Genomic DNA, 12259 nt, shown 5'->3' with positions numbered 1-12259 from the left:
TATAAAGTCCACCTTTTTACACCCTCTTCCGATAAAAGAACAAACTACATACAATTTCCGCTAAAACATAGACCAGCCAGATACGAATAGCCATAAATCGGGTGGGGATTGCCTGCCGTTTCACGACGCATTTTGCTTTAGCCAAAGGCGCGGCGACACTCCGGCAACATGTTGAAAAGCACGTGAGAATCCTGAATAGCTATTGTAACCCACTTCATCAGCGACCCAATTGATCGGCTTATTTTGCAATAACAGAGATTGAGCAACAGAGACTCGCCACTTTTGCACATAATCTCCCGGCGTTTCACCCACTTCCCGTTTGAACGCTTCAATAAACTGAGTACGAGACATCGCGGCCAGTGACGCCATTTCGGCAAATAAACAATGCAAGGCTGCGACAAATGCCTGTGTTCCGTGTGAGCGCTAGACAAGCTCAACTCCCCCGCGCTCAATACATGAAGGTGGCCCTCTTTACCTTGTTGCGCGTTAAATGACGATACTCCACACAGGTTTCCAGAATAGAAAACGCCAGTGCGTATCGAGAAGTGTTCCATTAGTTGTGAAAGCAGATCCATGCATCCTCCGAACGATTCGCTTAGTTTTTAGTTCTTTTGTCCCTCTATAGACCGGACGAGTGGGCTAAATTATTTCAAACAAGATAACCAACACTGACAAGGAACTTGATATGTCACACATGAAATCGACCAGTCAAAAAATCACTCTAATGGCCGCGTTACTAGGCACCAGCTTTTCGTTAATGGCAGCAGACCTTGATATGAGTGTCGACAGCAATAACCTCGCAATTAAAGGCTATGATCCTGTCGCTTACTTTGCCAATAAAGGTCCAGTAAAAGGCACATCTGAGTTCACAGCGACCTATAAGAATGCGATCTATAACTTTGCGAGCAGTAAAAACAGAGATGAATTTCGAGCCAATCCAGAAGCCTATGCCCCTCAATATGGCGGTTACTGCGCGTTTGGAGTAGCCATGGGTAAGAAGTTTGAAACCGACCCTCTCGCTTGGAAGGTGGAAGATGGAAGATGGAAGATGGAAAGTTGTATCTGAACTTAGACAAATCGGTTCAGAAACGCTGGCTGGAGAATACACAAGAGTTCATCCAAGACGCCAACAGCAACTGGACAACCATCAAAACCGTAGAAGCCTATAAGCTCTAGCCTACAGCGCTTATCCATTGCCCAAGAATAAAACGGAAGCGACCGAACGCTTCCGTTTTCATTGGGATTTTCCCCAAAGAGGCCAACCCAAAGCGATTGGCAACACCTACTAAGTCCATTTCTATTCTATACTCCTAGCAGATAAGCTTTTCTTTTTATGGAAGAATAATGACATTACCTAGGATTTTGGCACTCGGCCTCTGCGCCCTATCGACACTGACTTATGCCAACCCATGGCAGTTCGTCAAAAGTGAAGATGGCATCATGATTGATAAAAGGCCACACAGCGAAGGCTTGGTCGAAATACGAGCACAGATGCAAACGTCCACCACTTACTCCGGTTTTTTACTGTTATTGGAAGACAGTGAGAACGTGCCAAACTGGATAGATAATGTATCGCAAAGCCGTGTGTTGATGCAGATATCTGAAGATGAAAACATCGTCTATACCCAATTCAAAGCACCGTGGCCTGCCAGAGATCGAGACATGGTGACCTACTCAAAATACAGCATCGAGGGTGGGCAGTTTGTTTTGTCGATAAAGGATGCGTCGAACTATTTGGCGAAAGAGTCGGGGTACATTCGAATCTACGATGTGGACGCACTTTGGACACTGCAACCGCTGACTAATGGCAATACCTACATCACCTACACCGCGTATGCGAACGCAGGGGGCATCTTACCAAATTGGTTGATGAACAAGTTATCGATAGGCAGTGCACTGAGCACGTTTAAGGGGCTAAAAGAACAGTTACCAAAGTACCAAGGCCAACAGCACCCTAACCTGCCAAATGAGTCTCGCTAACGATACAAGTCGATAAGTAAATGGAGGCATTAAGGTTAAGATTAAGGTCTTCTAGCGAGGTCGCGAGCTAAGATAAGCGCCAAGCCAAATACTTGAAGAAACAGGGCGATGTTCTTATAGAAAGCCATTTTCTCATCAAGCCTTTGGATTAACTCAACCAAGGTCAGGTTATCCAAATAGTAATCATCGATTCGAGTTCGTTGTGCTTCTTGTGCACTGTTTATCAGCATCATCAGTTTCGGTAAGTGAGCCAAAGAGATACTTGGCACTTCGCTACTCACCCAACGCCTAAGTTGCCCACGCAGTGCTTCGTCGAGAACCGTGGTCGGCTGCACCGTTTCTAGTTTATCAAGGTGAATCAAAATCGCTTCACGCTTGCGCTCTAGGGTTTCAATCGTATTCCAAGCAAGCTGTATTGAGTACACATTGCCGTATTTGCGATCGTTGTACTCCGCTTTCTCAGCTTCAATTTTATCGAGCACCAAGCTCGACATGACAATCGCCATGATGTTGAGTATCAAGCCTGCGAGGACAATCGCCCAAGCAGGAGGAAGACGCAACGCCATAATGCTCCCTAGAACATTTTATCAAAAGGTAGGTAAGCTAAGTTTAGGACAATCAAAGAGATCATGCAGATAAGCGTTAACACCATACCCACTTTTCGACCTTTGAAGTTCTTCGCTAAGATCCCTTTCGCATGAATCACACGCCCCAGAATAAACGCCACACCAATGACATGAATCAGCCACACACCGGCGCCATTCATCTCTAACAATCCCATCAAAATAACGGTGATTGGGATGTAATCCATAGCATTACTTTGTGCCGAACGTGCTATCTGTAACGACTCGACACCGCCATCAGCATGAGCAACAAGATTGATTCGCCTTTGCTTGATCACCTCTATTGCTAACCAAATCATTACGATCGTCAGCAAGGCTGCGTAAAGTGCTGTAACCATCATATTTCCCTATTATTTTGTGTTTACTCAGTGTTCTTTGTTATCTGTTCGACAACACCCGCCGAGATAAAATGAAAATCGCACCCGAGTACTTGTAAGAGATCTCTCACACCGAACGTAAGAGATCACAATCAAGCTTCGCAGAAAATTCCTAAAATACAAACCCAAGCCCTTGTTTTGTATGAATCCACGCATATTTCTTTCGATCAGTGGGTACATTTATTTCTTAGGGTGGATTGTGAGCAAAGCCTCTGCAGTGTTTAATACACATGTCGACAGGGAGTTGGCAGGAACAGGAAAAAGCCTAACGGATTAGGTATCTTCAGGATGAAGATTTGATGGCTTAGGATGAGTTATCAGCAAGGAAGTTATGCTCTAGGATAGAGTCGCTTATCAGGATGATGAGTTTGCAAGGACACCGCTAGGACGGCGATGAATTGGATAGGTTAAAGGATTTAGCCACGTCAAGGAACGATGCAGGGAGCACCAGTTACCTATTGAAAGATAAGTAACGCGCAGTAGCAGGATGGCTACGAAAAGAATAGACCCCGTTTGGTGAAAGCCAAACGGGGTTTCCTTTTTTGTAACGTCTGAAAGCTGTTCGCAGCTAACCGTTCAAAGTCACGTTACAAAATAATGTTCATCAAGAACATTGCACCTAACGCATTCAATACCGAAATCGCGATCATCACCGGGATGTAGCGACCTTCAGTACCAATTGGTCCCATAATACGGCCCATGTATTGCACCTGAGAGCCCATCAAGTAGATAGCTGGCGCCAAGATAGCTATATGGTTGCCGTTCAGAATACCTTGGTCAAACAGCGTGATAACCACGCCCACCGCGCCACCCATCGACATCCACGCACCGATCAATACCGCTGCCGCTTCGCCAGGTAAACCAAATACCGCCATAATTGGAGCAAATACACTGCCCATCAAATCCAGCGCACCCGTTATCTGCAATGCCTTGATGATCACAAACGCCATCAGAACATTCGGTACCGTAGAGGTAGTCGCAATAACCCAGCCTTTCTTAGCACCTTCAACGAAAATATCAGTAACCATTGGTTTCTTTGCTTTAACTTCGCTCATTATGCTACTTCCTCTTCCAGTTTTTGTTCTTTGTCTGATTTTGGTTTGTCTTCTTTGCCTTCAGTAATGTTGAGGTAAATACGGAACAGATTCGCGCCGACAAACTTAAAGATAAACATCACAGCGACAGCCAAACCAATTGACGATGTCACCGCTAAAGAGCCGTCCATCGCGGTTAGAGTGAACAGCACCGCACCTGAAGAGAAAAAGTTAACGATCGCCGCACCCGCCGTAAACTGGAACATGGTGAACACATCGGTTTCACGCTTAGTCAGATGTCCTTCGTCTTTCAGCTGACGTGTCATCGCTGCGCCAGCATCGGTACTTTGCAAAGAAGCGATCAGTGCCAAGCCTGAGTTACCCGGAATACCCATCAGAGGGCGAAGCAGAGGTGTCAGTAGTTTACGAGCCGCATCCAGTGCACCGTAGTGCTCAAGTACGTTGATCATACCCAGTGCAAACATCACGGTCGGAATAAGTGTCAAAGCAAAAATGAAACCGTCGCGAGCACCACTACCGCCTTTACCACGCAGTGACGTCGTTGCCGCTTGAATACCATCGGCCGTTTCACTCACATCGTAAGCGACCTTACCGAATGAACCGTTGAGCGTTGTAAAATCGAACACTCCATACCATTCATTGGACTGCATTAAGCCTGAAAAGAACACCATCGCGAACGCGAGTGCGATATAGCTGCCGATCGTGACTTTACGATCGGTTTTGGTTGGATTAGTCATAAGGACCTCTATACATCTCGTTTATGTGGAACAGAACACATATAGATAGTGCAAACTAATGAGCGAAAGGTTAATGACCAAAATCAAATAGCGTATCGGTTTAAATAAAAGAAGCACAGCAACATATAAAACTGTGATTTGGATTTAAAAGCAGGACCATACGCTAAATAAATTAGAATATTTCACATACAAAACTAAAAAATCTTGCTTCAACAGCGCAACCAAAAACGCACACAATCGCCACACAAGTCTGGCTTCTAGTGAGAAGTTTTTACCTAGTGCGATCTCTGATAATGCTGTAAGAGATCTCTTACATTGTTTTTCTGGTCAATTTTAATTCGATTATAATACAGAGACTTAAAAAGTGATTTTGCTTCCAGAACGCAACCGTTTTCCCTTAGTTGATTGAGTTTTGAGCCAAGCGCAAACAGTGAGCCATTTTATAAAGAATTTGAGCTTAATTCGAAATTTCAGCCCTCAGAGGTGCTATAGACTTCGCGCAGCCAATATAGAAGGAGAACGGTGATGACTATGGAAATGAGAACGCTTAAATATCAAGTAATGGGCAAAGGCATGTGGATCACTGCAACAGTATCTCGCGTAGTAGCGGACAAACTTGCGCTTGAATACCAATCCTATGGCTGGCCTGTTGAAGTATGTGCAGCAGAACAAACACTGACGTTTGATCTCAATGCTGCATAATGTTGGCAATTTCGAATAAGCTCTATCGGCACTGAGTCCGGTAGGGCTTTTTCTTTGGTCTTTAGTCTTTAGTCTTTAGTCTTTAGTCTTTAGTCTTTAGTCTTTAACTTAAGTGTGGAAGACAGTAATTTTGAGTATGTAAGACCGTATTTCGTTCACATCACAGTCTATTCCTTTCATTATAATCTATTGAATTATTAAGATATCTATCACACTGCACATGGTTATTTAGGTCTACTCTTTTACCCGTGTTAATAACTTATTAACTTCGGAGCGTAATCCATGTTAGGTATCCAGCTTTCTGCTGTTCTCTCTTTGTTACTCTTTTCTTCGGTAGCAGGTGCTGCCACTTCTCAGTTGGGAGAACCACTCAAGCTCACCAACTCATTCGCTGGCTACCTATCCCTGACCATTTTCGTTGTCGCCTACATCGTGGTGATGATGGAAGAGTACCTAAAGCTCCGAAAATCTAAGCCAGTGTTACTTGCAGCAGGACTGATCTGGATAATCATTGGTTTTATCTACCAAGAACACAACCTTGTTGAAGTCGCTAAGCAAGCACTCGAACACAACTTACTGGAATACGCTGAGCTGTTACTTTTCCTACTCGTCGCCATGACCTACATCAGCGCCATGGAAGAGAGAAGACTGTTTGATGCGCTGCAAGCGTGGATGGTGGGCAAAGGCTTTAATTTCCGCTCTCTGTTCTGGCTAACCGGTATTCTGGCCTTCTTTATCTCACCGATCGCCGACAACCTCACCACAGCTCTATTGATGTGCGCCGTGGTTCTGAAAGTCGCAGGATCTAACCCTAAATTCGTTAACCTAGCCTGTGTGAATATCGTGATAGCCGCTAACGCTGGCGGCGCGTTCAGCCCATTCGGTGACATCACAACGTTGATGGTGTGGCAGGCTGGTTATGTGAGCTTCAGTGAATTCATTCCCTTATTTATTCCTTCAGTGATGAATTACCTCGTCCCTGCAATGATCATGTCTTACTTTGTTCCCACAACCCAACCCGACACGGTGCATCAGCACGTTGAATTAAAACGCGGTGCAAGACGCATCGTGTTGTTGTTCATCATGACCATCGGCACTGCGGTTGCTTTCCATGCCGTACTCCACTTCCCTCCAGTAATGGGCATGATGATGGGGCTGGCGTATCTACAGTTCTTTGGTTATTTCTTGCGTAAGACCTTACCAAATTCACTGGCGAAGAAAAAAGCGGTGGCGATTGCCAACAATGATGGGGGGGCATTGAAGCGACTCGGTTCAGTCGTGCCCTTTGATGTATTTCGAAGAGTGTCCCATGCCGAATGGGACACTCTGCTGTTCTTCTACGGCGTGGTAATGTGTGTCGGTGGCTTGAGTCTACTGGGATACTTGGAGCTTGCCTCTGGCGTGATGTATAGCCAATGGGATCCAATTTGGGCCAACATCATGGTGGGGATCTTATCTGCGATTGTCGATAACATTCCGGTGATGTTTGCCGTGTTATCGATGGAACCTCAAATGTCGATGGGTAACTGGCTACTGATCACCTTAACCGCAGGCGTTGGCGGCAGCTTGTTATCTATTGGTAGTGCGGCAGGTGTGGCGTTAATGGGTGCGGCGCATGGCAAATACACCTTCTTTGGCCACTTGAAATGGATGCCAGTGATCATGATTGGCTATGCCGTCAGTATCGCTGCACACCTATGGCTTAATGGCGATCTTTTCTAATTCGGAGTTCTTTTCTAGTTCGAACTGTCTTTCACAGGCTTATCTACAAGTGTCCAGACGTTACTCAATTGTATCGCTGGACATTGGTTGCAAGTTAGCATCTCGCCCTTCTGTTGAATGCGCATCACTAGTCTAGAGTCAGTTCGGCTGCTTCCAGAATTGAATTCAATGGTGATCAAGTCATCATCAACACGATAGGTTCGAGTCACGGAATTATCCGTTGTTTGATAAGTCACTTGCCCGGATTCAAAAAGTAGATAACTGTCATTATCTGCGTTCTCATACATACCTTTGAACAGAGCAAGCTGTGGAACCTCGAAAGGTCGGCTGGTATCAGTTAAACAACCTGTCAGCAATAATGCAGAGCTGCAGCCAGATATTAGTAAGGGGAATCTATTCATTTGGGCATCCTTGCCTAGAGAACATAGTCAAAGAATATGCAACCAAATCGATATTTCCCAGAAAGCGTTGATTTTAATGCAAAGTCATATTTTAAGAACCACTCGCCTTCACCATTAAGTAGTACGAGATATTCAGCCAGCATCTCGACAGGCTCATGGCTAAATCGCTTGCTAGTCTTGCTCTCTTCCCTCTATCACCAATAAGTGCTGTTTACGTTCTACGCCACCTGCATAACCCGTCAGTTTGCCGTTTTTACCAATCACACGGTGACACGGCACAATCACTGAAACCGGATTTTTGCCATTCGCCAAACCCACAGCACGAACGGCTTTCGGATTGCCTATCGCATCGGCCAGTTGTGCATAGCTCCAAGTCTCTCCATAAGGAATGGTCGTCAGCGCCTGCCAAACCGACTGCTGAAATGGCGTGCCCTTGGCTGCAATCGGCACAGAAAACTGAATAGCTTCGCCCGAGAAATAGCGATTAAGCTGCTCGATAGCCAATGCAAAGATCGGAAAGCTATCATCTTGAACACCCAACGGTTCCGGCTTGGTGGTATGTGTCTCGAACCAAAGGCCGAGCAAGCCTTCATCGTTCGCCTGTAACGTCACGGTTCCCAATGGGCTCTCATAGTAAGTAAAACGGTTGTCCATGATATCTCCTAGCTTAGTATTCCGATTAAGACTGATTCCAACAGTGGAACGTGGCGTAACTACCCCAAGGCGAAACACTCTCCGTGTTGATGGCGGGGCGATGCTCAATAAACTTCTTCACCACCAAGTCACCAACCAACAGATGATTAGGTTCGCTTAACCCGCGAAGCAGTGCATATTGAATAGTCCAAGGCCCAATCCCTTTTAGCTCAATCCATTTGGAAGGATGCTCAGCTTCATTGTCGACCATGTATTCGGCAAAACGCTTTAGGGTCTCTTTGCGGCTTCCCGGCATTCTCAAGAAGCTAACATCAGCGTCCGCTATCTGTTTTGGTGTTGGGAAGCTGGCTTTCTCATGTTCATCAGAAAGCTCTTTGACCAATAAGTTAAGCTGACCAATCGCCGCGGTTACTGAAACTTGCTGTCCTAGAATCGCTCTCACGCCTGCCTCCCAAGCACTCCACACGCCAGGAATACGGATACCACTCTTAGCCACCAAGTTAGGATCGATAGTCGTAAAGAACGTCTCAACCTTGGCAATATCGACATCAAGATCAAACATACGGCGGATATTCGCAATCAAGCTTCTTAATTGGCTTATATCATCCAACTCGAATTCAATATCCAAGCGGTTATCTTTGGCTAAAGTCGCCTTGAACCAACCCTTTGACCCGTTCACATTTACCGTGCGCTTATAATAATCTTCGCCAACGCCTTCTAAGCCCTCAATCATTCTTCGTCGATAAAACCTCAACAAGTGGTTCCAATCTAAGGGTCCATGAAAACCAAGCTGAATATGATTACTCTGAGTGTCACTTGGCTTCGCTCGCCTAATTTGGCTTGGCGAAAGCTGCAGCTCTTTTTGAAAGGCATCATTAAAACGGCGCGTACTATTGAAGCCACTAGCAAAGCCGACATCAGTAATGCTCATGCTACTGGTGTGCAGCAACTGCTTGGCAAACATCAATTGACTGTACAGACTATATTGCTTGGGTGACACGCCGATGTAATTGTCGAATAAGGTTCGTAAATAACGATCTGAAATACCTAACCGCGTTGCAAGGTCGACGATAGATCCTGAATTCAGAGCGCCATTATCAATCAACTGCATCGCACGTAAGAAAGTGGTTTCGACGCCCTTCCAAGCCGGCGAAAAAGGTGCGCTGTCTGGTCGACAACGTAAACAAGGACGATATCCCGCTTTCAATGCTTGAGCTTGATGGGAAAAATATTCGACGTTTTCTTCTTTGGGTGGTGTGGCTGGGCAAATCGGGCGACAAAAAATTCCTGTCGTTTTCACCGCTGTAAAAAACATCCCATCAAAGCGAGCATCTCGTGCATATCGAGCCAAATGGCACTGCTCACTGGTTAAGCTGCTGTTGTGATTGATCTTTTTCGACATGCCGTACTCTTCCCACTTACCATAGCGTTTGATCCGATACCTAAAAGTTTACCGTGAACCACCATTGTCGCTAGCCACTTTCGGAAGCGAAGGTCAGATAAATCACAAAAAAGGGTTTTAATTTTATTCAATTCGACTAAATTTAACCTAGAGAGGACATTCTTCTCACAACGTCAACGATCGGTACTTAGCACGCCAAGATGCAGAGACCTATCGAATATAAAAAGGAAAAGGCTATGGTTCTACACACATGTCGTATTGTTTTATCAAATCAACAGGTTCTCACCAGTCAATCAGTCGAGCAGTCTCTAAGCTTTCTTGAAGACAAAGCGGACAACGGGATTTCTATGATCGAGATTGACGCAACGGATGGCAATCAAATCCATTCGTACAAGTCACACTCTCTTGAAGAGTCTATTGAGAATCTAATGAACCTATAGGGCTTTTAATAAAGGCTACACATACCAGGCTTAAACGATATTTATGGAATTAGAAACGATCTCTAGTTCCGAAAAGAAGTACATTTCTGGTTTAAAACAAAAATGGCTCCCAACTATACAATTAGTTGGGAGCCATTTTTTATTGAATCTAATCAGCAAAGCCACTGCTTACCGCGAATGCCGTTACTCAGGTGCTTGTTCAGCGGCTTGCTGCAATGTGTAAGCCGTCGATGGGTCAATCTCATTAACCAACTTCTCAACCTGCATGATCGCATCAACCGAGGTACTGCTTTTACGGTAGCTCAGATAAATTGGGAGATACCAGTCTTCAACCCCTTTCACCTTGTGCAGCTGACCCGAATCGATAAAAGGTTCGACTAGAGACACCGGAAGATACGCACTGCCGCCTTTCTCTAAAATGAAATCGAGGGCGATACGGGCTGTAGAGGTACGTAGGTACGGTGCTGGCACTTTAGGGTGACGTTCTGCGTGTTCAGAACCAAAGCGCGTTCCCCAATCCACATAAACATACTTATGTTGAAATACAGATTCCAGATCATCTTGCTGCGTTGATACCAACACCAAAACCAAGTCAGCGACTTTTTTACAGTTCAGCTCTTCTGCTTTGATCTGATCGAACGCGAAAGCCATATCTAAGGTTCGTTCTAACAAATTACGGTTCAGTTGCTCGCGCCCCATCACCTCTGCCATAAAGCCGTAACCACCAAAAGAGTCGGTTACCACACTTAAACAGTTTTGCAGATACGCATCCCAAATATTCGGCGTGCCGCCCAGCGTTAACTGCAAGGCTTTACCACTCTCTAACGACAGCTCAAATTTGGCTTGTTGTAGGGTGGACACCATCACTTCGGCATAACCAATCAAACGTTCACCGGAAGATGTGAGTTTGATGTTATTGCGGTCACGAATGAAGAGCTGAGTATCAAAATAGCCTTCAAGCTGTTTGATCCGCGCACTCACCGCCGCTTGTGTTAAATACAAGTTTTCAGCTGCACGCCCAAAATGGCGCACCCTTGCAACCTCAAGAAAGGTTCTAAATACTTTCACATCCATCAAATACATCTCTGTAATAAATCTGCTAACTAGCCGATCTAGGATTGTTTATCGTAAAGGCAAAAACATTTTGTTTCCTATTTTAGCCTTTTAACAATATTTTCGCGTGAGCAATAAACACTAATTTCTATCTAACCACATTACTGAGGCTGATATGTCTGAGACCGAATTCCGACACGGAAAAAAACGTTTTTATGACACCATTAAATTCCCGAGAGGGTTCGCTAAGTCGGGTGATTTTACTCTTTCAGAAGAGGAAATCCTAACCTTGTTTGGTGACACTATGCTTGCACTTGAAACTGGTGAACTAGCACCAATCAATGCAGAAGAAAAACACTTCATTAAAGTGTTGTCTCACCCTCATAAGGCAAAGTCCAAGTTAGAGCGTGTTTGGTTGAAGTACATTCAACTGGCTCGTGGACGCCGTCGCTTTCACACCCTAAACGGCTGCAAACGCGGCGACGTATCTAGGGAAGAATACGAAAGTGAGTTAGTGTTAGAAGATTAGTAAAATCGCTCAAAGTGATACCTCATCACTTTGGGCTTTTTTTTGCCTTCAAACACACATCTTCTTTGTAATTGGTAAGTTTAGCCAACCTATCCATTTTTACCAATATTTATATACAATTCATAGCGATAGCGTGACTAAAACACAGCTCTCGTTCAATCTTATGGGTATTCATCCCACTGAGATTCATCGTTCTTCATCCTGCCCCTGTCTTTTATCACGATAGCGCTCCATTGCCATCATTATTTTTCTAGTTTCAACTATACGCTCAACGCTTGTTTATACTCGAAACACGTTAATGCACCAAAATTCGTCAATGGTTCGAGCGATGCCATTATTGCAATAATCGTATCAAGGCATAGAAACACACCAACCCTTTCAGGTGCTGAATTAGATCAACATTGCTGTATATGACAAACGTATTAATCTTGTTTAACGCCACCAAATATCCATACAATAATTGTGCAATTTTGAGAGTTCCAGTCACAGTTACGACGAAAAAAGCAAAAACTTGACCTAAAACAATAGCGGAACTGGATAACTTATTTTATAATGCGAATTAATGTTTCAGAACACTATAAAAT

Annotated in this window: 14 protein-coding genes and 2 pseudogenes; 6 read left to right on the top strand and 10 right to left on the bottom strand. The window is 44.7% G+C overall.

Annotated elements, in window-relative coordinates:
- Nucleotides 1–120: 120 nt before the first annotated feature.
- Nucleotides 121–575 (bottom strand): annotated as a pseudogene (locus AB4209_RS01175) (helix-turn-helix domain-containing protein).
- Between the two features lie 110 nt (nt 576–685).
- Between AB4209_RS01175 and AB4209_RS01170 the strand changes: the two are divergent.
- Nucleotides 686–1176 (top strand): annotated as a pseudogene (locus AB4209_RS01170) (YHS domain-containing (seleno)protein).
- Here the strand turns inward: AB4209_RS01170 and AB4209_RS01165 are convergent.
- Nucleotides 1173–1295 (bottom strand): hypothetical protein, encoded by a 123-nt coding sequence (locus AB4209_RS01165; protein ID WP_017061529.1) that lies wholly within the window; start codon nt 1293–1295, stop codon nt 1173–1175. The pseudogene AB4209_RS01170 and the gene AB4209_RS01165 overlap by 4 nt on opposite strands.
- Nucleotides 1296–1344: 49 nt before the next feature.
- Between AB4209_RS01165 and AB4209_RS01160 the strand changes: the two genes are divergently transcribed.
- Entirely contained in the window at nt 1345–1980 is a 636-nt protein-coding gene (locus tag AB4209_RS01160) for an START domain-containing protein (RefSeq protein ID WP_372054526.1), read from the top strand.
- A gap of 41 nt (nt 1981–2021) precedes the next feature.
- On the opposite strand, the gene AB4209_RS01155 is transcribed toward AB4209_RS01160, so the two are convergent.
- The 4 genes from AB4209_RS01155 to AB4209_RS01140 all read right to left on the bottom strand — a co-directional run bounded on the left by AB4209_RS01155 (nt 2022) and on the right by AB4209_RS01140 (nt 4772).
- Complete coding sequence (locus tag AB4209_RS01155; RefSeq protein ID WP_017067247.1) at nt 2022–2546, bottom strand: hypothetical protein; 525 nt, start codon at nt 2544–2546, stop codon at nt 2022–2024.
- 8 nt (nt 2547–2554) lie between these two features.
- Nucleotides 2555–2941, bottom strand: a complete 387-nt coding sequence (locus AB4209_RS01150) for an MAPEG family protein (protein ID WP_017061526.1) — start codon at nt 2939–2941, stop codon at nt 2555–2557.
- A gap of 626 nt (nt 2942–3567) precedes the next feature.
- Nucleotides 3568–4035, bottom strand: a complete 468-nt coding sequence (locus AB4209_RS01145) for a YjiG family protein (RefSeq protein ID WP_102393339.1) — start codon at nt 4033–4035, stop codon at nt 3568–3570.
- Nucleotides 4035–4772, bottom strand: coding sequence for a nucleoside recognition domain-containing protein (locus AB4209_RS01140; protein WP_017061525.1), 738 nt, complete (start codon nt 4770–4772; stop codon nt 4035–4037). Before AB4209_RS01140 ends, AB4209_RS01145 begins: the two co-directional genes overlap by 1 nt.
- Nucleotides 4773–5297: 525 nt before the next feature.
- Here AB4209_RS01140 and AB4209_RS01135 point away from each other — a divergent pair.
- The gene (locus tag AB4209_RS01135) at nt 5298–5474 is read left to right on the top strand and encodes a hypothetical protein (protein ID WP_017061524.1); all 177 of its coding nucleotides are present in this window, start codon (nt 5298–5300) and stop codon (nt 5472–5474) included.
- 282 nt (nt 5475–5756) lie between these two features.
- Nucleotides 5757–7196, top strand: coding sequence for a sodium:proton antiporter NhaD (nhaD, locus tag AB4209_RS01130; protein WP_017061523.1), 1440 nt, complete (start codon nt 5757–5759; stop codon nt 7194–7196).
- Between the two features lie 14 nt (nt 7197–7210).
- On the opposite strand, the gene AB4209_RS01125 is transcribed toward nhaD, so the two are convergent.
- From AB4209_RS01125 to AB4209_RS01115, 3 genes are all read right to left on the bottom strand, one after another.
- The gene (locus AB4209_RS01125; protein ID WP_017061522.1) at nt 7211–7597 is read right to left on the bottom strand and encodes a hypothetical protein; all 387 of its coding nucleotides are present in this window, start codon (nt 7595–7597) and stop codon (nt 7211–7213) included.
- A gap of 171 nt (nt 7598–7768) precedes the next feature.
- A complete protein-coding gene (locus AB4209_RS01120) occupies nt 7769–8251 on the bottom strand; it encodes a methylated-DNA--[protein]-cysteine S-methyltransferase (protein WP_017061521.1) in 483 nt (160 codons plus the stop codon).
- Between the two features lie 25 nt (nt 8252–8276).
- Entirely contained in the window at nt 8277–9653 is a 1377-nt protein-coding gene (locus AB4209_RS01115) for an AlkA N-terminal domain-containing protein (RefSeq protein WP_017061520.1), read from the bottom strand.
- A gap of 236 nt (nt 9654–9889) precedes the next feature.
- On the opposite strand from AB4209_RS01115, the gene AB4209_RS01110 reads away from it, so the two are divergent.
- Entirely contained in the window at nt 9890–10093 is a 204-nt protein-coding gene (locus tag AB4209_RS01110; RefSeq protein WP_372054523.1) for a hypothetical protein, read from the top strand.
- A gap of 183 nt (nt 10094–10276) precedes the next feature.
- Here the strand turns inward: AB4209_RS01110 and AB4209_RS01105 are convergent, their stop codons facing one another.
- The gene (locus tag AB4209_RS01105) at nt 10277–11167 is read right to left on the bottom strand and encodes a LysR family transcriptional regulator (RefSeq protein ID WP_017061518.1); all 891 of its coding nucleotides are present in this window, start codon (nt 11165–11167) and stop codon (nt 10277–10279) included.
- Nucleotides 11168–11321: 154 nt separating this feature from the next.
- Between AB4209_RS01105 and AB4209_RS01100 the strand changes: the two genes are divergently transcribed.
- Nucleotides 11322–11675, top strand: coding sequence for a DUF413 domain-containing protein (locus AB4209_RS01100; protein ID WP_017061517.1), 354 nt, complete (start codon nt 11322–11324; stop codon nt 11673–11675).
- Nucleotides 11676–12259 lie beyond the last annotated feature (584 nt).

Origin of the sequence: Vibrio sp. 10N.286.48.C11, from assembly GCF_041469805.1 — a bacterium.
GTDB lineage: Bacteria > Pseudomonadota > Gammaproteobacteria > Enterobacterales > Vibrionaceae > Vibrio > Vibrio crassostreae_C.
The sequence above is the reverse complement of the archived record's forward strand: the minus strand, read 5'-3'. Positions and strand labels throughout refer to the sequence as shown.